The following is a 21556-nucleotide window of genomic DNA, read 5'->3' on the forward strand; positions in this document are numbered from 1 at the left end:
CAGCCCCGACAGGTGCTGCGGATCGGCGACGAGGTCTTCGGGCATGGGGGCTACTTTCGGTGACGCGCTTGATCTTCCTCCGGTGGGTGAGCCTACCGGTTCGACGTTCGGTCATCGCTATGTGAGCGGGTCGACGGCCACCTGTACCCGTGTTCGGGCAGCGTCACCGCCTGGATGATCACCGGGATATTGCAGCCGTCTTCTTCGGTCGATCGGCACGGAAAGCAAGGGGCCGATCGCGCGAGGAATCGGCCCCAGGGTGTGCTTCCTACTTGTTGAGGTGGATCCAGGCCTTACCCGAGAGCTGTTCCAGCTCAGGGTGCTGCGGGTACTGGTCCGCGGTGGCGACCAGGGTCGCCTCCACCCGCCCCGGCCCAGGGCCCATACCCATACCGGTGATCACATTTCCGGGCGCGTACTCGAGGACACCGTTGGCGAGGACCTTGTGGGACTGGCCGCCGGTGGCGCCGGTGTCGAGATTCTTCCACCGGATCGCCACCCGGTAGGGCTGACACCCTGTCCCGACCTGGGTGATGTTCACTTTCACCCCGAGATGTCCCACCCCCGGCTGCGGGACCGTTTCGGCGTTGATGATGGCCGAGCAACCCGCCCCCGGCACCCGGGCGAGGGTGGGGTTGAACTGCGTGACCTGATCGGACGGCACTGCGGCCGCTGGACTACTGAAACCGACGAGCGCGGCAACGGCCGCCGCGGCAGCCACCCCCACCTGAAGCGAAACCTGTTTTGCACAAGCACTTTTCAGATTCATGCTCGGTCTATCGGCGGAGGCCGGGGCGTCGTTAGTCACCGGTCGGTCTCGATGCGGTATCGGCAGGGTCCACGTAGGGCATCCGGTAACGGTGCCCCGGGTTGTCACGGCACGTCACCTTCGCGGCGTCTCTTCGACCCAGATCGGATCGGAGCGACTGTTGTGGCGCACCCATTTGTGCGAATCCGCCTCGAAACCGACGGCGTCGGTGAGCCAATAGGTTTCATCAGGTGCCCAGCCCGCGATAACGCTCGCTGTCTCCGCGTCGACGTCTATCGCAGTGCCCGCCGCGGCCAGGTAGCCCGACACCGTGAGGTGCACACCCGCATACTGCTCGGAGCATCGGACCCAGTCGGGGATGACCCATCGTCCGCGGCGGCCGGTCGTCCGGTACCAGTCGTCCTGCTTCTGAGCGGTGACCTCGATCGGGGACAGCCTGCACAGTTCGGCCCACGCCCGCGCGCTGTCGACCTCGTATACGCGGGAGCCGGTAGGGATGTTCACGCGCCGGACCGCGGCGCGCTCCCATCCCAGGCTGTCTTCGACGAACCACAATCCTGCGGGGGCACCATCGAACAGGCGTCGGGTCGAACAGCGGACATTCGGGGCCGACCACCACCTACCGGTCCAATTCACCGACGGGTCCGCCGACCGCTTTCGTGCTGCCCGGTCTTCCTCGCGGAGGGTGCTGTCATGGTGGTCGCGCAGAAGTTCCGCGTTGGTCGAGCCGTCCGAACCCGGACCGGTCTCACTCCAGCTCACCGACCACTGCTCCGGGTCGGCGGCGGTTGTCCACCATCGCGAAAGCGGGGATCGGGCAATGTGTTCGGCGAACCGGCTTAAGCCGCTTCGTATGGGCCCGGTGCCGGCGAGGAGATCGTGGCCGTCCGGTTCCTGCCAGTACATCGCGGTGTCGGTTGCCTCGAAGAGAGCCGAGCGTAGCGACTCGTCCGTCACGTCGGGGAGTGGCAGCTCCGACAGATGATGTGCGACATCCTCCGGAGTGCGGACGGTCCGGCGGGCTTCTTCCGCGCCGGGCCCGAACAAGCCCGGTGCGCTTCCTCGACCGCATTCGAGGTGGTAGGAGGCGAGGAAGACCGAGGAGCCGAGCGAGTCGGATGGCTGTGTTCGCGCGACCCCCATCGCATAGGCCAGTAGCATTCGCCGCCCGCGGGGGCCGGCGGTCAACGCTTCCGCTGTGGTCATCGCATCCACCGTAGGCTCGGCGGGGTGGATGCGCGAATAGCGAAGATCGTCGGTGAGCTGGCGGACCGGGGGGATATCACGGGCATCCGGGAATTGGCAGACGATTGTCTCGCGCGCGGCGAGGCCGCTTTCGTCGCGGATCTCGGTATCGCGCTGGCGCGCGAGTACGGTGCCGACAGCACGCGGAAATGGCAGTACCGCGGCGTCTTCGATCATCTGCTGCGGCTGCTGGCCCGGACACCCGGGCCGGAGAACGTCGCCCAGGCGCTGCGCCTGCTCACCGCCGTGGACGCGCGTGAGCGGCATCGGTATGCGGCCTCGCTGCTGGCAGCCGGGCAAGACCTGGAGGATCTCGGCGTGGTGTTCGCCGGTGGCGGTTCGCACGGCGGTGCGTCGGAGGAACTGCGCTCCTGCCTGGTGCATGAGATGCTGCTGCGCGGGGCGGCGGTGGCGGACATCGGGCCGCTAGCGGCGTGGGCGACCTCACCGCATCGCGGCGGGCATCCGCTGGCCTGGCTGCCGCTGGTCCGGGCAGGGTTCGAGGACAGGCCCGATCTGCCTGCGTACAGCGCGAGCGGTAGCAGTTACGCGCTGCCGTTCGGCCCCGCGGCCGGTAGCGAGGTCCCGATCCGGGCCGGTGCGCTCGTCCCGCCGGTCGTCGAAACCACGACGCCGTCGCGTGGTGCGGCGATGACCGCGGCGGTGGCGAACTGGGTCGAGGAATCCAACGGGCGGGTCGAGGCGCGAACCTTCGAATTCGCGGAACCGCTCGGACACGGATCGGTCGCGGCTGCCGTCGCGACCCTGGAATTGGGATGCCTGGCGGGCGCGACCGCGAGGACGGGTTTCTCGGTCGTGGCCTCCTCGCCGGCGGCGGTGTGGCGCGTACTTTTCGCCGCGGCCTCGTCGGGAGGCGCCTACAACTCCGGCCACTACGCGGCCTATGGGCGGCTCGCGGCGTGGCGTTCGCTGGCGGCACTGTCGGGATGCGCGGCGGACGCCACCGCGGGCGAGGTCGAGGCCCGCGTCCAGGAGTGCGCTTGGTATGAATTGAGCGCGACCACGGAGTGGTTCGAGCAGGTGGCGTGGGATCTCGGTGTGATCGCTCTCGGCCCGCAGAGGCGGGCTCTGGCCGTGCTCGCCGCCACGGATACCGATTGACAGACATCGAGACCGTGGGCGACCGCGGTGGTTCCCGGGCGGCCGGGTTCACGCCGGCCGTCCGGGAGAGCCCGAACGGTCAGGCCGGAACCCGGTCCGCGGCGAGGAACTCGTCGACGAAGCCCAGTGCCCGCTTCTCCAGACCCGCGTAGTGGGCTTCGCGGACGGCGCCGGTCAGGGCGTCGTCGAGGAGCAGATTTCCGGCCGCGTCCAGCCGCTGCCGCTTCTCTTCGGCGCCGGGCAGCAACCCCACCGACGATCGCGCGAAGCCGCAGTAGTAGGCGATCCCGTCGTCGAGCTGGGTGCTCAGCGCCTGCTGCATGAGTTCGACGACCGCGTCGTCGTCCGCCGCACCCGCCAGGCCGAGCCACAGGATCTGTTTCCCGGCGAGCCGGGGTTTGCTGCGGCCGTAGGCGAATCCGTAGTTCCAGACCCGGTCGATCCACCCTTTCAGGATCGCCGGAACCTGCATCCAGTACACCGGGAACACCGTGACGATCACGTCGGCGGCGAGGACGCGGCGCATATGAGCCTCGGTCTCGGGGGAGTAGGGCTTATCGCGATTACCCCATTCGGGCAGGTCGGCGGCGGTCATCCGGGCGTCGAAGTTCTCGGCGTGCAGGTCGAGCAGGTCGATCCGGTAGCCGGCGGCGGTGAGACGCTCGGTGGCCAGCCGGGCGATATGGGCGGTGAGCGAATCGGGGCGCGGGTGGGCGACGACGACGAGGGCGGTGCGGGTGGTCGTGGCGTCGTCTGTCGGAGTGTGCGACACGGGGGCCTCCATCTCGATCCGGTTCCCCGGATGCTCGGTTGTGCGGTCTCATGTCATTTCACACGCCGATCCGTGGACGATCTATGGATATCCATCTACATCTGATAGGAGTTCGTCTACTCTCGATGGAGTGGATCCATTGAGCAAACTGCTGGGCGGTATCCGAGCGGACGGGTCGGTACTCACCAACGCGGTATTGGAATCGCCGTGGAGTATCCGCTTCGCCGACCGGGCGCCGCTCACCATGATCACCGTGCTGCGCGGCGGCGGAACGCTGTTGCTGCCGGACGGGGTGCGGCGGCGGATCACAGCGGGCGATACCGCGATCGTGCGGGGGCCGGAACCGTTCCTGCTCGCCGATGCCGCCGATACCGTCGGTCGGCCGCACGAGGAATACGAGATCGCCTGTTTCGCACCGGACGTGAAATGCGATGCCGCGCTGGAGGACGGCCGCTGGGGTAACGACCCGGTGGGGGAGACCCGGCTGATCGTCGGCGCCTACCGGACCTCGGGCCGGCGCCACGAGCGGCTCATGCGCGCGCTGCCGCCGGTGCTGGTGGTATCCGACGATCCGGAAGTCTGCGAATGGATGGAGACGGTGGCCGTCGACGCGTCGCGGCGACCGGCCGGGGCGCAGGCACTGATGGACCGTCTGCTCGACTGGGGGCTGGTGTGCACGCTGCGCGACTGGTTCGAGGCACAGGACTGTGAGGCGCCCGGCTGGTATCGCGGACCGGCGGACCCGGTGGTCGGGCCGGCCCTGGAGGCGATGCACGGAAAGCCCGCCGCCGGTTGGACGGTCGCGTCGCTGGCCGCGGAGGCCGGGGTCTCGCGGGCCCTGTTCGCGCGGCGTTTCTCCGAGGTGATGGGGCAGTCGCCGCTGGCGTATCTCACCGAATGCCGCATGGACGACGCGGAGGAGTTGCTCGCCGACCGCACCCTCACAGTGGCGCAGGTGGCGAAATCCGTGGGTTACGCGGACGCGTTCGGTTTCAGCGCGGCGTTCAAACGGCATCGCGGGTTGCGGCCCAGCGATTTCCGTGCCGCCTCCGAAATCGGAGCCTGATCCGGAGGCGCTGCCCGGAACCGGAAAGTTCGCCGGGTGTGTTTCCCTGACGGTGCCCCCGGCTACGCTGTGGCCGGGTTACGGGCTTGTCGGAGGGAACGAACAGTGGCCGCATTGGCTTCGGGGGCGGCGTTCGCCGGATACACCATCGAACGACTGCTGGGCGCGGGCGGTATGGGCGAGGTCTACGCCGCGCGCCACCCCCGGCTGCCCCGCTCGGACGCGGTCAAGGTGCTGGCCGCGGAGTTCACCCGCGACGATTCCTACCGCCGCCGGTTCGAACGTGAGGCCGATCTCGCCGCGTCGCTGTCACATCCCGGAATCGTCAGCGTGCACGATCGCGGGGAGTTCGACGGGCGCTTGTGGATCGCACTGGAGTTGATCGACGGTATCGACCTGTCCGCGTCGATCACCGGCGCACCGGGCGGGTTGCCCGCGGCCGATGTGACCCGGGCGGTTACCGAGGTGGCCGGCGCCCTGGACTACGCGGGCGCCCGCGGACTCGTGCACCGGGACGTCAAACCCGCGAACATCCTGCTGGCCGGGACGGGACATTTCCTGCTGACCGATTTCGGCATCGCCCGGATGGGCCCGGAGAGCTCCGATCTCACCGGCACCGGGCTCACGGTCGGCACCGTGGCCTATGCCTCTCCGGAGCAGATGCAGGGACTGCCGATCGACCCGCGTTCGGACCAGTACTCGCTGGGCGCCACCGCTTTCCATCTCCTCACCGGCACACGGCCGTTCGCGGGCACCAATCCGGTCGCGGTGATCATGGCCCACGCCCAGCAGCCGGTCCCCAGCGTGCGGGAGCGGCGGCCGGACCTCGCGCCGGAGGTCGACGCGGTGCTCGCCCGGGCGATGGCGAAGAACCCAGAGCAGAGGTTTCCCACCAGCAAGGATTTCGCCGGCGCGCTCGGGCACGCGCTCGCAGCGACGGCGCCGCACGGATATCCGCCGGCCGGACCGGCGGTGCCGGCGACGGCGGACCGGTATGCGGCCACCATGGTCCGCCCGCCGCAAGCCGGTTACGGCCCGGTACATCCGTCCCCGCCGCCGGGATACCGGGTCCCGGCGGCGCCACAGCGTAACCGCAGGGTGCCTATGGTCATCGGATCGTTGCTGGCGGTGGCGGCGGTCACGGTCGTGGCCGTGCTGGGTGTCCGGGCATTGTCCGACAGTGCGGGCGCGGCGGAGGCGGCCCAGTTACCCAGGAATCCGGTGACACCGGTTCTGTCATCGCTGGAGAAGCGCCCGGACGCCCCCGTCTGGACCCTGCAGGAGGTACCCGGTCCGCCCGGTTCGCAGTTGGAAGCCGTGACCGCGCTGGGCGGGGATTCCGAGGTCGTCGTCTACGGGCGCACCTACTACTCGGACCGCGCCTACCTCGATATCGTCGACGCGAATACCGGCCGCCTCCGCGACGGCGCCGGGCCGATCGAGCTGGATCCGGCGGGCCGCCGGCTCCGGGACTGCGTGGTGAACGCGAGCCGCTCGGCGGCCGCCTGCCGTCTCGATGGTTCCTCGGTGCCGGCCGACGCGGTGGTCGTAATCGATCTGGCGGCGAATCGGCTCATCGCCACTGTGCCCGCCGCGGGCGATATCTACCGGTTGGTCGCCGCGGGCGACCGGTTCGTCTTCGTCGATACCCCGGACCGGCCGCAACCACCCGCACTGCGCTCGATCGGCGCGGACGGCCGGGAACTCCCGGCGATTCGGTGGACCGGTGCCGACGCGCAGGCGGCGTCGTCGGAACCGCGGCACTCGATCGAGGTCTTCGATCTGGTCCGCCTGGCCGTGATCACTTCCGCGCCCGATCCCGCGGACCCGCTGTCGAAGTGGCAGTTCCGCGTGATCCGGTTGGAGGACGGCGTGGAGGTGTTCCGCCGGGACACCGTCGAGAAGATCGAGGACAACGACTGGAATGTCTTCATCGACGGATTCGTCGTCGCCGAGGGTTCGGCGCCCACCGGCATCTACGACCGGGACGGGGTGAAGACCGCGGAGACGCCGAAAGGGTGGCGTCCGAGCGAACGGCCCTACAGCACCGACCCCGGCCGGGCGGAGACCTCGGTTCCGACTGTGATCCAGACCGACGAGAACAAGACGACCTATGCGGGAGTCGGGCCCCGCTCCGGAACGATTCTGTGGGAGAACCAGTCGTTCGGCGCGTCCAACTACCCGGAACGACTACCACTGCAAGGGCTGGGAACCCTGATCGTGACCTCGGATTCGGGCCGTGTGGTCGACGCCTACACCGGCGAGTACGTGGTCCCCGGCTATGTTCCCGAAGCCATCTTGCTCGGCACGGACGGCAGCCGGATCCTCGTCGGCGACGATCAACTCGGTGCCGGCGCAACACTGCAGGTGTACGACAGCGGCGGCGAAGTCTGGAAGCTCACCGGTAAGGACGAGCCGGCGGCGATCGGGGGCAAGGTCTACTTCGGGAATCTGCGGCTGGTCTGATCACCCTCCTCGAAACAAGCGAAGCATTGTCCTGACCGGGCGGTCTATGCTGTGAAGTGAGGATCCGACGGATGCCGAGGGGCGCATGATGTCGACCATGGTGATGACCGGCGGAACATCGGGGTTCGGGGCCATAGCGGCCGGCCGGCTGCGATGCTCGGAGGAGACCCGTCTGCTGCTGGGGACCCGCTCCGATCCGCAACCCGACTCCCTGTGCCTGCCGCTGGACCTCGCGGCGCTGGACTCGGTTCGCGATTTCGCGGCCGCGGTCCGCGCGGAAATCGCCGAGACCCCGGTCGACGCGCTGGTCCTGAATGCCGGTCTGGTCCTCGCCGACGCCGCTCGCCGCACTCCCGACGGCTTCGAGACGACTTTCGCCGTCAACCATCTGGCGCACTACCTGCTGCTGCGGCTACTCATGCCCGCGCTCGGCGAGGGCGCCCGGGTGGTGCTGACCACGAGCGGCACCCACGATCCGGCGATGGGCGCCGGTCTCGAACCGCCCCGTCATGCGGATGCCTCGCTATTGGCCTACCCCGACCGCGACCCCGGGCTGCACGACCATCCGCGGAAGGCGGGACAGCATGCGTACACGGCCTCGAAACTGTGCGCCGTGCTCATGGCGCGGGCGGTAGCGGAGCGGAAAGAGATGCGGGACAGAGGGGTCACCGCCCTGGCCTACTGTCCGGGCCAGGTGTTCGGCACCGGGCTGGCCAAGGATCTGCCGTTCCCGATGCGCGTCGCGTGGTCGGTGCTGGGATCACCGGTGCTGAGCCGGCCGGCCCGGCGGTTCGACCGGACCCTCAACACCCGGGCCGACGCCGGGGACACCCTCGCCGATCTCGCCTCCGGGGCCGTGACGCCGCCGGCGGGCCGGGTCTACGCCGCCTTGCGCGGTGGCCGGCTGACCTGGCCCGAACCCTCGACCGCCGCCTGTGATGCGGGGGCGGCGCACACGCTGTGGGAGCAGAGCGCGGAACTCGTGGGCCTGCCCGCCTGAGATCGCCGATCCCGCCGACTGTCTACGGGCTCCCGCTGCCGGCGGCCCGCCCCGGTTCACCGACGGGCGGCTCGGTGAGCGCGAGGACGATCGCGGTGGCGGAATCGGCGAGCCGGTCCCGGGGCAGGGGCAGCCGGCCGTCGACCCAATCCAGATACAGCGCGACCAGCGCGCCGCTCAGGGCGGTGCCGATCACCGCCAGGGTCTCGTCGCTGTCCGGTATCAGCGCGACGGCCGCCGCGCCCAGCCCGGGGACGAGGGTCCGCAGGAACAGGGGCAGGCGGTGGGCGCTGTGCTCCCGGAGGGTGTCGTCCGTCATCGGTTCGCGGAGCAGGATCCGGGCCCGGCGCGGGTCTTCCTCGAAGTAGGCCGCGCATATCAGCAGCGCCGCGCGGACGGTGCCGGTGAGATCGGCCGTGGCGGGCGCCTCGGCCAGTCGCGCGAGCAGTTCGCCTTCGTAACGGTCGTAGACCGCGACGATCAGCGCTTCCCGGTTGTCGAAACTCTCGTAGAAGTAGCGCGGGCTCAGGTTGGCCCGGCGGACCACTTCCCGCATGGTGACCGCCGCCGTTCCGCCGGTGCCGAGGAGGTCGGCGCCGGAGTCGAGGATCTGGGTGCGCCGATCCGCCGATCGATCGTCGAGGGTGCGGCCGCGCCACAGCTTGGGGGAGTCCACCGGATCATCATGGCACCGGCGCGAGCATTCATTGACATCGGGTGATTCAACATGAATCATGTGATTCACGTTGAAGCTCGATCGCTTCCGCACCGCGCTCGTCGAAAGGCCCTGCCGTGTTCAGTGACGAACAGTTCCAGCAAGCCCTGCGCCGCCCCCGGCTCGCGCGCCCGGCTCCCGAATTCCTCGACGGCAACCGCGCCGTACCCATCCGGGTGGTCCCCGAACGAGAGTTACAGGCCACCACCGAGGAATGGTTCGTCCAGTTCGACCGGAAACTCGAGTACTACGGCAAACTCGGCCTGGACCTGTCCTGGCTGATGGAGTGGGCGAAGAAGTACTGGTGGAGTTTCCTGGCCCGGGACATGAGCCTCAACCACGAGCTGTACGCGCCGGATATCCGCTATACCGATGTCACCACGTTCGGGCGCACCATCGTCGGCATCGACGAATTCGTGAAATACAACTTCGCCTTCTTCGACGCCATCCCGGACTGGCGCTACGACCCGCTACCCGACCAGGTGTATCTGGACGTGATGCCCGACGAGAAGGTCCGCGTGGTGATCCGCTACATAGGCAGCGGGCACTGGGACGGACCGCTGCGCCTGTACCCCTACGACGAGAGCGCACCCGTCCTGTACGGCACCGGCCGCTTCATCCAGTGCCCGGCGGTCGACCGCTACCACTTCAACGCCGACGGGCTGATGGAAGAGGGGGAGACCCTCTACGACGCCTTCGATGTCACTCAGCGTGGCGGTATCCTCCCGCGCGACGACAGCTGGCAGTTCAAAGCACTGATGTCCGCCTCCAAGATCCCGGCCCTGCTGCAACGCTTGAAGCTCTGACCAGCGAGGGCACTCGCGGGCTCAGGTCAGCGAGCGGACCGCGGCGATATCGTATTCGGCCACCGACGCCGCGCGGATCGCCGCGTTCTGTTCCGCATCCGTGCCCGCGCCGCGGAACGCCTCGACCGCCTCCTGGTCCTCCCACCGTTCGAAGATATTGATCCGGGCGGGGTCGGTGAGGTCGGCACCGAGGGCGAAGTCGAGGCAGCCGGGCGCGGAGCGGGCCTGCGCCACCACGGTGACGCAGCCGGCGAGATAGGCGTCGCGGTTTTCCGGGTCGACGAGAAGGTATCCGGCGACGATGATCATCCGTGCTCCTGACTGTCGGGTTCGTACAGCAGTGCAGACCCGCCGGTCGTGCCCGATTCATCGGTGCCCGGTCAGTACCCCTTGGACCGCAGGAATTCGGCAACCGTGACCACCGCCTGCGGATTGCGTGGACCTTCCACCAGCGCGGCATAGGGCAGGGCGATGATGTTGTCCTCCTGGACCGCCGTGGTCCCCGCCATCAGCGGCTGCCGGCGCAGCTGGTCGATCTTGCCGCGCACCGAATTCTCGGGGCCCGCGCCGTAGTCGACGATCACGATCACCTGCGGATCCCGCTGCGCCGCGGCCTCCCACGAGGTGGTGGTCCAGGAGTTGTTCAGATCGTCGAAGATATTGCTGCCGCCCGCTTCCCGGATTATCTGGGAGGGGGCGGCGGTGCGGCCCGAGGTGAACGGCTCGGGAGTGGCGCTGTCGAACAGGAAGACCCGCGCGGGATCCCGCCCCGCGGGGGCGCTCGCCGCGGCCTTCGCGACCTGGTCCCGGTAGCCGGCGACGAGTTCGTCGGCCTTCGCCCGGACGCCGAAGATATCGCCGAGGTTGGTGAGGTCGGTGTACAGCGCGTCGAGTGGTTCCATCACACCGCGCCGGTCGGTTCCGGGTTGCCGGCACGCCTCGGTGAGCTGGTAGGGGACCGCGCCGATCGAGCGTACCCAGTCGGGGGTGAGGCCGGTCGACTCCTTGAAACCGTAGTTCCATCCGGCGAAGACGAAATCGGGTCCGGCGGCCTGGACGACCTCGCGGGTGAACGCGTCACCGAGCGAGGGCGTGCGCTCGAACTCGGCCTGCCACGGGGAGGTGGCGATATCGCGGTCCTTGCCGGGGTAACTGCCGTACCCCACCAGCCGGTCGGCGAGGCCGAGCGCGAACATCATCTCGGTGATACCGGTGTCGTTGGTGACCACCCGTTCGGGGACTCCGTCCACGGTGAGCGGGGCACCGCAGTTGGTCACCGTCACCGAATCGCCCGGCGCCGCGGCCTCGGGTTCCTGGAGTTCGGCCCCGCAGGCCGCTGGGAAGAGCGCGGCGATTGCGAGCGCGATCGTGACGATCGGCCGGGAAGTGCGCATCTAACAGTCCTTTTCGTCGAAGATCACCTGCGGGACACCCAGCCGGGGATGAGTGACGATATGACCGCCGATCGAGAACCAGCGGCCGATCACCTCGGCGGTGATCACCTCATGCGGAGTGCCGGAGCAGACGAGCCGGCCCCGGTGCAGGACGAAGAGCCGGTCGCAGTGCTGCGCGGCCAGATTGAGATCGTGCAGCGCCGCGATCACCGTGATGCCCAGACCGCGGGCGGCGGACAGAACGCTGTACTGGTGGTGCACGTCGAGGTGATTGGTCGGTTCGTCCAGGACCAGCACTCGCGGCTGCTGCGCCAGGGCCCGCGCGATCAGCACCCGCTGGCGCTCCCCGCCGGACAGGGACAGGAAACTGCGGTCGGCGAGATACCCGATATCGGCGGTTGCCATCGCCGCCGCGCAGATCTCGCGATCCCGCCGGCCCGTACCGCGCAGCAGGGCGGTATGCGGCAGGCGGCCGGTCGCGACGATCTCGGCGGCGGTGAAATCGAAGGGTGTGGTGGCGTCCTGGGTCAGCGCCGCCACCTGCCGGGCGTTCTCGCGCATACCGATCGCCGCGATGTCGGTCCCGCCGACCAGGACCCGCCCCGCGGTGGGCGTCAGCGCCCGGTACAGGCAGCGCAGCAATGTGGACTTCCCGCTGCCGTTGGGGCCCACGATTCCGACGAACTGCCCGGATTCGGCGGCCAGCGTGACCGCCTCGACGATCGGGGTGCCGTCGATCTCGACCGTGACATCCTCGTACCCGACCCGCATCAGTCGCGTCCCCCCAGCAGGGCGCCGCGGCGGCGCATCAGCAGTACGAACACCGGCACTCCGACCGCGGCAGTGATCGCGCCCAGCGGTAACTCCTGCGGCGGGATCAGCGTGCGCGCCAGCAGGTCGGCGGTCACCAGGAACACCGCGCCCAGCAGCGGGGTGACGACGATGAGCCGCCGGTGATCGGCGCCGACCAGCAGCCTGGCCACATGGGGCACCACCAGTCCGACGAATCCGACGGCCCCGCACACCGCGACGAAACACCCCGTCATCGCGGCGGAGATCACGAAGAGCAGCAGCCGGAACCGGGAGGCGGATAAACCCAGCGCGGCACTGACCTCGTCACCCATCGCCAAGGCGTTCAACTGCCGGGCACATACCGCGAGCGCCGCCAGACCGAGCGACGCCACCACGGCGACCAGGGGCACCATCTGCCAGGTGGCGCCCGCCAAACTGCCCAGCAGCCAGAACATCACCGACCGCGCGGCGTCGCCGTGCGGTGCCAGGAACACCAGCACCGTGGTCGCGGCGGAGAATCCGTAACCGAGGGCCGTGCCGGTGAGCACCAGCCGCAGCGGCACCAGCCCAGCGGCCGATCGGGCCATCAGATAGACGAGCACGGTGGCACCGAGCGCTCCGGCGAACGCGGCGGTCGACAGTGCGTAGACGCCCAATGTTCCGAAGATGCCGAAGAGGACGACGGCGGTGGCGCCGACCGAAGCACCCGAGGAAATGCCCAGCACGTACGGATCGGCGAGGGCATTGCGGACCATGGCCTGGACGAGCAGGCCCACACCGCTGAGCCCGGCGCCGACCAGCGCCGCCAGCAGCACCCGGGGCAGCCGTGACTCGACCACGATCCGGTAGTTCGCGATATCGGCCGCGGCCACCGGCCCGCCGGTGAGTTCGGCCCACAGGAACCCGACCGTGTCACGCCAGGGGATGGGCGCGGTGCCGAGCGCCAGCGCGAACACCGACACCACCGCGAGGGCGGCGGTGAGCGCGGCGATCAGTGCGGGCAGCGGTGGCCGGGCCGATTCGGGCGCCCTCATCGGGCCGTATCCACCGGCTCCGTCCGGACGTCGTGCTGCGTGGACATGCCGGTACCGCGACCCATGATCTCGTCAACCGTTCCCTCGGAGTCGACCGAAGACCACACCGTCGGCGTGGTCACGCCGGCAGGTCTTCGGACTCGCGGACCCGGCACCGGAGACTCCGGCGTCACCTACTGGCGGTCGCTTCCCGGGCACGGGCCCAGTGCTGATGACCGCGGTCGTTTCCACATACCGCTGCGGGGCAGCTCCGGATTCACACCGGATTCCCTCTTACGAACCGCCTGTCGGGGACAGGCGGTAACCGAGCGCGGGGCCACGATAGCAATCGGTCCGAGCTCGCCCGGCACCTGCCTGTGTGAAGTGATTCGCCTCACTTGCGTCGCGGCCGAGAGTCACAGGCGGGTGCGTTCCGTGGCGAGCCATGTCCGGAGGTGGGCGCGAGCGGCCGACTCGCCCGCGGGGTATCGGTGCAGCATGAGTAGTCGCCAGCACAGGCCGAACAACTGCCGAAGCCGGATGCACGTGGCGAGTTCGTGATCGCCGGGGCGATCGGGGTAGCCGTCCGCTGCCGATACCGCGAAGTGGGTGCCGTCCAGGTCCGCCAGGGATGCGAGGTCCCAGCCGACCGGTCCGCGCCAGGTGTCTTCGAAGTCGATCCATACCGCACCGTTCGGTGTGGCCAGTACGTTGCCCCGATGCGCGTCACCGTGCAGTGGCTGGGTCGGAAATTCGGCGAATCGTGCACGGAGTTCAAGGGTTTCGGCGCGTAGTGCCGACGCTTCGGTGCCGGTCAGCAACAGTTGTCGGTCGAGGAGGTCGACCAATCGCGTGATGTCCCCGAACGGCCCGTCGGCCGGCAGTTCACCCGGGTATCCACGCAGCACGGTGTGGAGTTCCGCCAAAGCGGGGGCCAACTCCTCCGTGCTCGGTACCCGTCCGCGTTCGTGTGGAATGTATTGCCAGAAGGAGATGTCCAGTCCCGCGTGGTGATGGGGGCCGGCCGGCGGGTCGCAGGCCGGCACAGCGACCGGCATGCCCCGGGTGTGTAGGTAGCGTGCGAGATCGATGTCGCGGGCCAGCCAGGCCGCAACGCCCGGCCGTATCAGGGCGCTCGTGGTCGCGACTCTGGCCACGACAGACGCGGGCCTCAGGTGGATCAGCACGTTGCTGCCGTCGGACAAGACGTGCGGGTCGATGACCCGGCAACCGAGCCGGCGGGCGAAATCGGTTGTTTCGGCGACGACGCGGTGGGTGGCATAGATTCCGGGGAAGGACATCATGGTTCGACCGTCGCAGACGGTGCGCCATCGCGGCCTTCGGTGCCGGGAGTTGTTGTCGATTCGGTCATATCCGTTGCCGGCTTCCCCGTTCGCCCTGCGAAGACGGTGAGGAGGGAGCCCGCCAAGGAGACGAGGGCGCACAGGGTGAACGCGAGCACAGAGGCGTTGCTGAAGGCAGCTGTGGCGGCGGTCGCGAGCTCGTTGCCGGCCGGTTCAGCGAGGTCTTGTGCGATCGCGAGTGCACCACCGATGGTGTCTCGGGCAGCGTCGGCAACGTCGTCGGGCAACTGGTCGGCGATCGGTGCCAGGTCCCGTCTATAGGCGAACAAGGCGGCGCTGCCGATCAACGCGATGCCCAGCGCGCCGCCCAACTCCGCGCCCGCTTCGCTGAGTCCCGAGGCCATGCCCGCACGTTCCGGTGGCGCGCTGCCGACGATGAGATCGGTGATCAAGGCGATGCCCGGTGCCAGTCCGAGCGGGAACACCACCGACCCCAGCACGAACAGTCCGAGCATGGAGTGGGCGGCGGCGAAAGTCCGAGCGCCGCGCCGGAAGAAAAACTGGCGACCCAGATACCGATGGCGACACGCCGCTGCTCGGGGTCGAGAAACATATTGCGAATGAGCGAGAGAGTCGACGGCGCCATCGCCGCCGCCGCCAGACCCAGCAGTGCCCGCGCGACGATCAGTAGTTCGGCCGTCGGCGCAACCGCGGCAAGGATCGATACGAATCCGAAGACCGTCGAGCCGATGAGCAGCAACTTGCGACGGCCGATGCGATCGCCGAGGATGCCCATCGCGATCAGCGCTCCCGCCAGCAGGAATCCGTAGCTGTCGATGATCCACAGCAATTGGGTACTCGACGGCCGCAGTGCGGCCGTCATGGCGGGGACCGCCAGATGCAGGACCGTGAAGTCCATCGAGTAGAGGATGCAGGGCAACGCCAATACCGCCAGCCCCCACCACTCGCGGCGGGTCGTGCGTTTCGGGAGATCGACATGGTCGGGTGCGTGTGTCATACGCGCACCCGGAGGCGCCCGTTCGTGGGCAGGGTCGCCTCCACGGTTCGTTGACAGTTCATGGCGACACAGTGTCGGGACCGGCCTCAGACGTTACGCCGGCCGGGAAAATTCATCTCGAAGAGCGGAACGAGGCCAGCAAGGATTTCCGGGCGTCGCCGCTCAGGGAAGCCCGCGGCTGCTGCCGCAGGGCCAGGATGGTGTCCCGCATCTGGCCGATGTACCGGTCGCAGCCGTCGCAAGACCTCAGGTGATCGGCGAACCTCCGCTCGTTCGCCTCGTCGAGGTTGCTTTCGAGGTGATCGGTGACTGCTTCGACGAATTCGCCACAATCCATCTCCGCCATTACGGCAGCTCCTCCTTTCCGCGACTCCGCACGCCGACGGCAGCGAAGTACTCCTCGATTCTGCCCCGGACGAATGCCCGGGCGCGGTGCAGCAGCACCCGCTGATTCGCCGACGAGATCTCCAGCATCGAACACACCTCGTCCGCGCCGTATCCGTGCACGTCGCGCAGGCTGATGACGATACGTTGCATACGCGGTAACGCCTGCACCGCCGCGGCGACACATCCACGCAACTCCCCATCGAGCAGTGCCTGCTCAGGCGATGGCCACGGCGACGGGAGGTCTCGCCAGTGATGCGGGAACGGCTCGGCCGGACTCTGGAACCTGGCAGGGTCGACCGTCGGCCCGGCAGCATCGCCGACGGGCAGCATCTCGCTGAACGGGACCGAACGGTGTTCGGCGAGTCCACGACGTTTGGCGATGTTGATCAGGATCCGGAACACCCACGTTTTCAGGGACGACCGCCCCTCGAACTTGTCGATGCCCGCGATGACCGCCAGCCAGGTCTCCTGCACGACCTCGGCCGCGGAGTCCGCGGTGGACACGAATTCGCGTGCCAGACGCAACATTGCGCCGGACCACAGATCCAGCAGGAACTCGAACGCCGCTTCGTCTCCGGCCCGCAGCCGCGCCAGCAATTCGGCATCGTCCACGGGATCGGTTCTCGGCATGCCGGAAATGTATGGCGCCATCGCTCCTCGGTGAGATTCACCGGTGAATGTAGCGTCGGTCGGGCTCGGGCGAGCGACTCAGGCGCGCGACCCGAACCGTTCCAGTACGGCGCTGGCCTCCTGGCTGGCGGTGCCCTCGTCGGCCAGATGGGACATGGTCTCCGGGATCGCGCGGCCGTGGTGGGCCATGGCCTGGGCGTAGAGGCGACCGGCGCGGTAGGAGGAGCGGACCAGGGGGCCGGCCATCACGCCGGCGAAACCGATCTCCTCGGCGGCCCTCGAATGCTCCACGAACTCTTCGGGTTTCACCCAGCGATCGACCGGGTGGTGGCGCGGTGACGGGCGCAGGTACTGGGTGATGGTGAGAATATCGCAACCCGCTTCGTGCAGGTCACGCATGGCCTGGGTGACCTCCTCGGGGGTTTCGCCCATGCCGAGGATGAGATTGGATTTGGTGACCAGGCCGTCGGCGCGGGCCGCGGTGAGCACCTCGAGGGACCGCTCGTAGCGGAAGGCGGGGCGGATCCGCTTGAACACCCGCGGGACCGTTTCCAGGTTGTGGGCCAGCACCTCCGGGCGAGAGGAGAAAACCTCGGCCAGCTGGTCGGGTTTGGCGTTGAAATCGGGGATGAGCAGTTCGACGCCGGTGCTCGGGTTGAGTTTCTTGATGGCGCGCACGGTTTCGGCGTACAACCAGGCGCCGCCGTCGGCCAGATCGTCGCGGGCGACCCCGGTGATGGTGGAGTAGCGCAGACCCATCGCCTGCACACTCTCGGCCACGCGGCGCGGTTCGTCGCGGTCCAGCGGCGACGGTTTGCCGGTATCGATCTGGCAGAAATCGCAGCGCCGGGTGCACTGCTCGCCACCGATGAGGAAGGTGGCCTCGCGGTCCTCCCAGCATTCGAAGATGTTCGGGCAGCCGGCCTCCTCGCAGACCGTATGCAGCCCTTCACGTTTCACCAGACCCTTGAGTTCGGTGTATTCGGGGCCCATGGTGGCGCGGGTGCGGATCCAGCCGGGTTTGCGTTCGATCGGGGTCTCGGCGTTGCGGGCCTCGATACGCAGCAGTTTGCGGCCGGCCGGAGCCTGGGCGGAGGTCATGAGTGAGGACCTTTCGGTTCGCGTGCCGGGGTGCCGGCGGCGTGGTCCGCGACTGCCGGGGTGCCGGCCTGCGGAATATCGTGTTCGGTGACCGGCAGCTCCCCGTTGAGCGCGGCCGGGACGAGTTCGGCGATCCGCGGCCGGGCCTCGGCGACGGTGACCGCACGGCCGAGTTCCTGGCTCAGGCTGGTGGAGCCGACATCGCGGATACCGCACGGGACGATGGCGCCGAACGCGCCCAGGTCGGGATTGCAGTTCAGCGATACGCCGTGCAGGGTGACCCCGCGCTGCACCCGGATACCGATCGAGGCGATCTTGCGTTCCGGCAGCAGGCCACTGGCGGCCAGCCAGACGCCGGATCGCCCGGGGACGCGTCCGCAGGGCACGCCGAGATCGGTGACGGCCTGGATGAGCGCCTGTTCGAGCCGGCGTACGTAATCCACCACGTCGAGCGGTTCGGCGAGCCGGATGATCGGATAACCGACCAGCTGGCCGGGACCGTGCCAGGTGATCTTGCCGCCGCGGTCCACATCGATGACCGGGCTGCCGTCGATGGGCCGGTCGGCCTCCTCGGTGCGGCGGCCGGCGGTGTAGACGGGGGGATGTTCGAGCAGCAGCAGGGTGTCGCGGCCGTCTCCGCCGGCGCGGGTGGCGGCGAGTTCGCGTTGCAGATCCCAGGCCTGCTGATAGTCGATCAGGCCCAGATCGCGCACGTCGACGGGGGTGGTGTCGTAACGCGCGGACCGGGTCGCGGTGCGGGTGTCGTTCACGATCACGACGTTACGCTCATCTCCAGTGTGAGCTGCATCAGTGTCAGATCCATCCAGCCGCCGAATTTGCGCCCGACCTCGGGCAGCACGCCGACGGTGCGGAACCCGAACCGCTCGTGCAGGGCGATGGAGCCGGTATTGCTCGATTCGACGGCCGCGACCATCGCGTGGATATCACCGGCGCCCCGGGCCCGGGCGACGAGTTCCCCGAGCAGGGCGGCCCCGATACCGCGACGCTGGAAACGATCGGCGATGTAGACGGAGTTCTCCACCGTGTGGCGGTATCCCGATTTGGGCCGCCACGGCCCGTAGCTGGCATAACCGGCTACCTCGCCGTCTATCTCGGCGACGAGCACGGGACGGCCGTGTCCGGTGCGGTTGGCGAACCAGGCCAGCCGCTCGTCGAGGCCGACGGGTTCGTCGTCCCAGATGGCGGTGGTCTCGGCGATCGCCCGGTTGTGGATCTCCAGGATCGCGGGCAGATCCCCGGTCCGCCCGTCGCGGATCAGGAGGGCGGCGGCAGTCCCGGTCACCGGCTCACCGCGGCGGCCAGGGCCGCGCCGACGGTGGGATGGCGGAACTCGTATCCGGTCTCCTCGAGCACACCGGGCAGGGCGCGCGGACTGTGCAGGATGGCCTCCTCGGCGAATTCGCCGATCGCGAGGCGCAGCGCGATCCCCGGGACGAACAGCGGCGTCGGCCGCCGCAGCGCCCGGCCCAGCGCCCGGGTGAACTCGGCGTTGGTCACCGGCGCCGGACCCACCGCGTTGAGCGGTCCCCGCACGTCGGGGTTGTCGAGCGCGTGCCGGATCGCGCCGACCTCGTCGTCGAGTGAGATCCACGGCTGATATTGGCGGCCGTTCCCGAGCCGGCCGCCCAGACCCAGCAGGAACAGGCCTTTCAGCTGGGGCAGCATTCCGCCGGTCCCGGCGAGGACCACGGCGCTGCGCAGCAGCACCACCCGGGCGCCCGCGTCCCGGGCGGTATGGGTCGCGCGCTCCCAATCGCCGCACAGCGTGGGCAGGAAACCGGTACCGGGCGGCCCGGATTCGTCGACCGCCCGCGAACCGGTATCGCCGTAGTAGTGCACCCCGCTGGCGTTCACCAGCGTGGGCACCCCGGCGCGGGCGACCGCGGCCGACAGGACATCGGTCGGGGTGAGCCGGCTGTCCCGGAGTTCCTGTTTGTAGGCTCCGGTCCAGCGTTTGTCGCCGATACCCGCGCCGCACAGGTTCACCACGGCGTCCACGCCGTCGAGGATCGCGGGGTCGAGATCACCCCGCGCGGGATCCCAGCGGCGTTCGTCGGGGGCGGCGGCCGGCCGCCGGACCAACCGGACCACCTGGGTCCCGTCGCGGCGTAGCGCCGCGACGAGAGCGGTTCCGATCAGTCCGGACGAGCCGGCGACCACGACAGCCATGCGGATGCCCTTACAGGCCCAGGTCGGCCTCGAACGCCGCCTCTTCGAGGCGGTGCCGGATGGTGGTGAGGAACCGTCCGGCATCGGCACCGTCGACGAGGCGGTGATCGTAGGTCAGCGGCAGGAAGCACATCGACCGGACGCCGATGAATTCGCTACCGGATTCGTCGGTGACCACGGTCGGGCGCTTCACGATCGCGCCCGTGCCCAGCATCGCGGCCTGCGGCGGTACCAGGATCGGGGTGTCGAACAGGGCGCCCTGGCTGCCGATATTGGTGATGGTGAAGGTGCCACCGGCCAATTCGTCGGGTTTGAGGCCGCCGGTGCGGGCCCGGTTCGCGATATCGGCGATGGCCCGGGCCAGACCCGCCAGCGACAGATCGCTGGCGTTGTGGATCACCGGCGAGAGCAGGCCCTGCTCGGTGTCGACGGCGATACCCAGGTGCACCGACGCGTGGTAGGTGATCTCCTTGCTGTTCGCGTCGTAGCTGGCGTTGATGTTCGGGTGCACCCCGAGCGCCTCCACCACGGCCTTGGCGAAGAACGGCAGGAAGGTCAGGTTCACGCCTTCGCGTTTGGCGAAATCGGCCTTGGCCTTCTTGCGCAGCGAGGCGATCTTGGTGACATCGGCCTCGTGCACCTGGGTGAGCTGCGCGGTGGTCTGCAGCGACTCCAGCGTCTTGGTGGCGGTGATCTGCCGGATCCGGTTGGCCTTCTGGGTGGTTCCGCGCAGTGCGGCGAGCGCGGGGCTCGGCGCGGGAGCGGCCGGCGCCGCGGCGGCGGGCGCGCCGGTGGACCGGGCGGGCGCCGCGGCCGGTGCGGCGGGCGCCTTCTTGGCTTCGGCGGCGGCCAGCACATCCTGTTTGCGGATCCGCCCGCCGACACCGGAACCGGTGACCGAGGCCAGGTCGACGCCGTTCTCCTCGGCCAGTTTCCGGACCAGCGGAGTGACGTAGGGGGTGGCGCCGTTCGACGAAGCCGGGGCCGGGGCCTGCGCGGGAGCCGGAGCGGCCGCGGCCGGCGCCGGCTGGGGCGCGGGGGCGGGCTGTGGTGCCGGGGCGGGTTCCGGCTCGGGCTCCGGTGCGGGGGCGGGCGCGGCGGCGGCCGGTTCGGGAGCCGGAGCCGGGGCGGAACTCTGCGCGGGGCTACCGGAACCGATGACGCCGAGCTGTCCGCCGACCTCCACCACGTCGTCCTCGTTCGCGGTGATCTCCAGCAGCGTGCCCGCCACGGGAGACGGGATCTCGGTGTCGACCTTGTCAGTGGAGACCTCGAGCAGCGGTTCGTCGACCGCGACGTCGTCGCCGATCGCCTTGAGCCACCGGGTCACGGTGCCTTCGGTGACGGATTCGCCCAGTTCCGGCATTTTCACCGAGGTACCGGAGGCATCGGACGGGGCGGAGGAGGATGCGGGCGCCGGGGCGGGCTCGGGTTCCGGAGCGCTCTCCTGCGCGGGCGCGGGAGCTGCTTCCGGTTCGGCGGCGGCCGGTTCGGGGGCCGGGGCGGGCGCGGGGGATTCACCCGCGTCACCGATCACACCCAGTTCGCCGCCGACCTCGACGACGTCGTCTTCCTGGGCCACGATCTTCGTCAACACACCCGCCGCGGGGGACGGGATCTCGGTGTCGACCTTGTCGGTGGAGACCTCGAGCAGCGGCTCGTCGACCTCGACCGTGTCTCCTTCCTGCTTCAGCCACCGTGTCACCGTTCCCTCGGTGACGCTCTCACCAAGAGCGGGCATCTGGACGGAGAAGGCCATGTCCGTT

The 21556-nt window shown here is 69.1% G+C and carries 22 protein-coding genes, 1 pseudogene and 1 riboswitch; of the genes and pseudogenes, 5 read left to right on the plus strand and 18 right to left on the minus strand.

Features of this window, described 5'->3' with window-relative positions:
* Nucleotides 1–268 precede the first annotated feature (268 nt).
* Nucleotides 269–727 carry a hypothetical protein gene (locus ACWDU1_RS03235; protein WP_449995507.1) on the minus strand — a complete coding sequence of 153 codons (459 nt, stop codon included), beginning with the start codon at nucleotides 725–727 and terminating at the stop codon, nucleotides 269–271.
* A gap of 156 nt (nucleotides 728–883) precedes the next feature.
* Nucleotides 884–1975: a hypothetical protein gene (locus ACWDU1_RS03240; protein ID WP_449995577.1), complete on the minus strand. Its 1092-nt coding sequence runs from the start codon at nucleotides 1973–1975 to the stop codon at nucleotides 884–886.
* A 93-nt stretch (nucleotides 1976–2068) separates the two neighbouring features.
* Here ACWDU1_RS03240 and ACWDU1_RS03245 point away from each other — a divergent pair, with 93 nt between their 5' ends.
* Entirely contained in the window at nucleotides 2069–3136 is a 1068-nt protein-coding gene (locus tag ACWDU1_RS03245) for a DUF6183 family protein (RefSeq protein WP_449995509.1), read from the plus strand.
* Between the two features lie 79 nt (nucleotides 3137–3215).
* Here ACWDU1_RS03245 and ACWDU1_RS03250 read toward each other — a convergent pair whose 3' ends face one another.
* The gene (locus ACWDU1_RS03250; RefSeq protein ID WP_449995511.1) at nucleotides 3216–3908 is read right to left on the minus strand and encodes an NAD(P)H oxidoreductase; all 693 of its coding nucleotides are present in this window, start codon (nucleotides 3906–3908) and stop codon (nucleotides 3216–3218) included.
* Between the two features lie 130 nt (nucleotides 3909–4038).
* Between ACWDU1_RS03250 and ACWDU1_RS03255 the strand changes: the two genes are divergently transcribed.
* From ACWDU1_RS03255 to ACWDU1_RS03265, 3 genes are all read left to right on the plus strand, one after another.
* The gene (locus ACWDU1_RS03255) at nucleotides 4039–4974 is read left to right on the plus strand and encodes an AraC family transcriptional regulator (protein ID WP_449995513.1); all 936 of its coding nucleotides are present in this window, start codon (nucleotides 4039–4041) and stop codon (nucleotides 4972–4974) included.
* A 105-nt stretch (nucleotides 4975–5079) separates the two neighbouring features.
* Nucleotides 5080–7440: a protein kinase domain-containing protein gene (locus tag ACWDU1_RS03260; protein ID WP_449995515.1), complete on the plus strand. Its 2361-nt coding sequence runs from the start codon at nucleotides 5080–5082 to the stop codon at nucleotides 7438–7440.
* A 97-nt stretch (nucleotides 7441–7537) separates the two neighbouring features.
* Nucleotides 7538–8440, plus strand: a complete 903-nt coding sequence (locus ACWDU1_RS03265; protein WP_449995517.1) for an SDR family NAD(P)-dependent oxidoreductase — start codon at nucleotides 7538–7540, stop codon at nucleotides 8438–8440.
* Between the two features lie 22 nt (nucleotides 8441–8462).
* On the opposite strand, the gene ACWDU1_RS03270 is transcribed toward ACWDU1_RS03265, so the two are convergent.
* Complete coding sequence (locus ACWDU1_RS03270) at nucleotides 8463–9116, minus strand: TetR/AcrR family transcriptional regulator (protein ID WP_449995519.1); 654 nt, start codon at nucleotides 9114–9116, stop codon at nucleotides 8463–8465.
* A 116-nt stretch (nucleotides 9117–9232) separates the two neighbouring features.
* On the opposite strand from ACWDU1_RS03270, the gene ACWDU1_RS03275 reads away from it, so the two are divergent.
* Nucleotides 9233–9961 (plus strand): nuclear transport factor 2 family protein, encoded by a 729-nt coding sequence (locus ACWDU1_RS03275; protein ID WP_449995521.1) that lies wholly within the window; start codon nucleotides 9233–9235, stop codon nucleotides 9959–9961.
* A 21-nt stretch (nucleotides 9962–9982) separates the two neighbouring features.
* Here ACWDU1_RS03275 and ACWDU1_RS03280 read toward each other — a convergent pair whose 3' ends face one another.
* The 14 genes and pseudogenes from ACWDU1_RS03280 to sucB all read right to left on the minus strand — a co-directional run bounded on the left by ACWDU1_RS03280 (nucleotide 9983) and on the right by sucB (nucleotide 21549).
* Entirely contained in the window at nucleotides 9983–10270 is a 288-nt protein-coding gene (locus ACWDU1_RS03280) for a putative quinol monooxygenase (RefSeq protein ID WP_449995523.1), read from the minus strand.
* A 71-nt stretch (nucleotides 10271–10341) separates the two neighbouring features.
* On the minus strand, nucleotides 10342–11355 hold the full coding sequence (locus tag ACWDU1_RS03285) for an ABC transporter substrate-binding protein (protein ID WP_449995525.1): 1014 nt from the start codon (nucleotides 11353–11355) through the stop codon (nucleotides 10342–10344).
* Nucleotides 11356–12126, minus strand: a complete 771-nt coding sequence (locus ACWDU1_RS03290; protein ID WP_449995527.1) for an ABC transporter ATP-binding protein — start codon at nucleotides 12124–12126, stop codon at nucleotides 11356–11358. It abuts the gene before it with no gap.
* A complete protein-coding gene (locus ACWDU1_RS03295) occupies nucleotides 12126–13181 on the minus strand; it encodes a FecCD family ABC transporter permease (RefSeq protein WP_449995529.1) in 1056 nt (351 codons plus the stop codon). The genes ACWDU1_RS03290 and ACWDU1_RS03295 overlap by 1 nt, the downstream gene beginning before the upstream one ends.
* 123 nt (nucleotides 13182–13304) lie before the next feature.
* Nucleotides 13305–13489, minus strand: a riboswitch (cobalamin riboswitch).
* An 87-nt stretch (nucleotides 13490–13576) separates the two neighbouring features.
* Complete coding sequence (locus ACWDU1_RS03300; protein WP_449995531.1) at nucleotides 13577–14464, minus strand: phosphotransferase; 888 nt, start codon at nucleotides 14462–14464, stop codon at nucleotides 13577–13579.
* Nucleotides 14461–14952 (minus strand): hypothetical protein, encoded by a 492-nt coding sequence (locus ACWDU1_RS03305; protein WP_449995533.1) that lies wholly within the window; start codon nucleotides 14950–14952, stop codon nucleotides 14461–14463. The genes ACWDU1_RS03300 and ACWDU1_RS03305 overlap by 4 nt, the downstream gene beginning before the upstream one ends.
* A gap of 47 nt (nucleotides 14953–14999) precedes the next feature.
* Nucleotides 15000–15482: pseudogene (locus ACWDU1_RS03310) on the minus strand (MFS transporter); the annotation flags it as partial.
* Between the two features lie 112 nt (nucleotides 15483–15594).
* The gene (locus ACWDU1_RS03315) at nucleotides 15595–15828 is read right to left on the minus strand and encodes a zf-HC2 domain-containing protein (RefSeq protein WP_449995535.1); all 234 of its coding nucleotides are present in this window, start codon (nucleotides 15826–15828) and stop codon (nucleotides 15595–15597) included.
* Nucleotides 15828–16499 (minus strand): RNA polymerase sigma factor, encoded by a 672-nt coding sequence (locus ACWDU1_RS03320; RefSeq protein ID WP_449995537.1) that lies wholly within the window; start codon nucleotides 16497–16499, stop codon nucleotides 15828–15830. Before ACWDU1_RS03320 ends, ACWDU1_RS03315 begins: the two co-directional genes overlap by 1 nt.
* 78 nt (nucleotides 16500–16577) lie before the next feature.
* The gene (lipA, locus tag ACWDU1_RS03325; RefSeq protein WP_449995539.1) at nucleotides 16578–17600 is read right to left on the minus strand and encodes a lipoyl synthase; all 1023 of its coding nucleotides are present in this window, start codon (nucleotides 17598–17600) and stop codon (nucleotides 16578–16580) included.
* Nucleotides 17597–18370 carry a lipoyl(octanoyl) transferase LipB gene (gene lipB, locus ACWDU1_RS03330; protein ID WP_449995541.1) on the minus strand — a complete coding sequence of 258 codons (774 nt, stop codon included), beginning with the start codon at nucleotides 18368–18370 and terminating at the stop codon, nucleotides 17597–17599. The genes lipA and lipB overlap by 4 nt, the downstream gene beginning before the upstream one ends.
* Nucleotides 18371–18372: 2 nt before the next feature.
* Complete coding sequence (locus ACWDU1_RS03335; RefSeq protein WP_449995543.1) at nucleotides 18373–18903, minus strand: N-acetyltransferase family protein; 531 nt, start codon at nucleotides 18901–18903, stop codon at nucleotides 18373–18375.
* On the minus strand, nucleotides 18900–19790 hold the full coding sequence (locus ACWDU1_RS03340) for a TIGR01777 family oxidoreductase (protein WP_449995545.1): 891 nt from the start codon (nucleotides 19788–19790) through the stop codon (nucleotides 18900–18902). Before ACWDU1_RS03340 ends, ACWDU1_RS03335 begins: the two co-directional genes overlap by 4 nt.
* A 10-nt stretch (nucleotides 19791–19800) precedes the next feature.
* Nucleotides 19801–21549, minus strand: coding sequence for a 2-oxoglutarate dehydrogenase, E2 component, dihydrolipoamide succinyltransferase (gene sucB, locus ACWDU1_RS03345; RefSeq protein ID WP_449995547.1), 1749 nt, complete (start codon nucleotides 21547–21549; stop codon nucleotides 19801–19803).
* Between the last annotated feature and the right edge of the window lie 7 nt (nucleotides 21550–21556).

The organism is Nocardia sp. NPDC003345 (assembly GCF_053589395.1).

What these genes read in the sequence shown, in the direction of transcription:
- ACWDU1_RS03290 (WP_449995527.1), bottom strand. Translation starts at nt 12,126, where the DNA reads ATGCGGGTCGGGTACGAGGATGTCACGGTCGAGATCGACGGCACCCCG.
- ACWDU1_RS03240 (WP_449995577.1), bottom strand. Translation starts at nt 1,975, where the DNA reads ATGACCACAGCGGAAGCGTTGACCGCCGGCCCCCGCGGGCGGCGAATG.
- ACWDU1_RS03285 (WP_449995525.1), bottom strand. Translation starts at nt 11,355, where the DNA reads ATGCGCACTTCCCGGCCGATCGTCACGATCGCGCTCGCAATCGCCGCG.
- lipA (WP_449995539.1), bottom strand. Translation starts at nt 17,600, where the DNA reads ATGACCTCCGCCCAGGCTCCGGCCGGCCGCAAACTGCTGCGTATCGAG.
- ACWDU1_RS03300 (WP_449995531.1), bottom strand. Translation starts at nt 14,464, where the DNA reads ATGATGTCCTTCCCCGGAATCTATGCCACCCACCGCGTCGTCGCCGAA.
- sucB (WP_449995547.1), bottom strand. Translation starts at nt 21,549, where the DNA reads ATGGCCTTCTCCGTCCAGATGCCCGCTCTTGGTGAGAGCGTCACCGAG.
- ACWDU1_RS03295 (WP_449995529.1), bottom strand. Translation starts at nt 13,181, where the DNA reads ATGAGGGCGCCCGAATCGGCCCGGCCACCGCTGCCCGCACTGATCGCC.
- ACWDU1_RS03320 (WP_449995537.1), bottom strand. Translation starts at nt 16,499, where the DNA reads ATGCCGAGAACCGATCCCGTGGACGATGCCGAATTGCTGGCGCGGCTG.
- ACWDU1_RS03280 (WP_449995523.1), bottom strand. Translation starts at nt 10,270, where the DNA reads ATGATCATCGTCGCCGGATACCTTCTCGTCGACCCGGAAAACCGCGAC.
- ACWDU1_RS03265 (WP_449995517.1), top strand. Translation starts at nt 7,538, where the DNA reads ATGGTGATGACCGGCGGAACATCGGGGTTCGGGGCCATAGCGGCCGGC.
- ACWDU1_RS03340 (WP_449995545.1), bottom strand. Translation starts at nt 19,790, where the DNA reads ATGGCTGTCGTGGTCGCCGGCTCGTCCGGACTGATCGGAACCGCTCTC.
- ACWDU1_RS03315 (WP_449995535.1), bottom strand. Translation starts at nt 15,828, where the DNA reads ATGGCGGAGATGGATTGTGGCGAATTCGTCGAAGCAGTCACCGATCAC.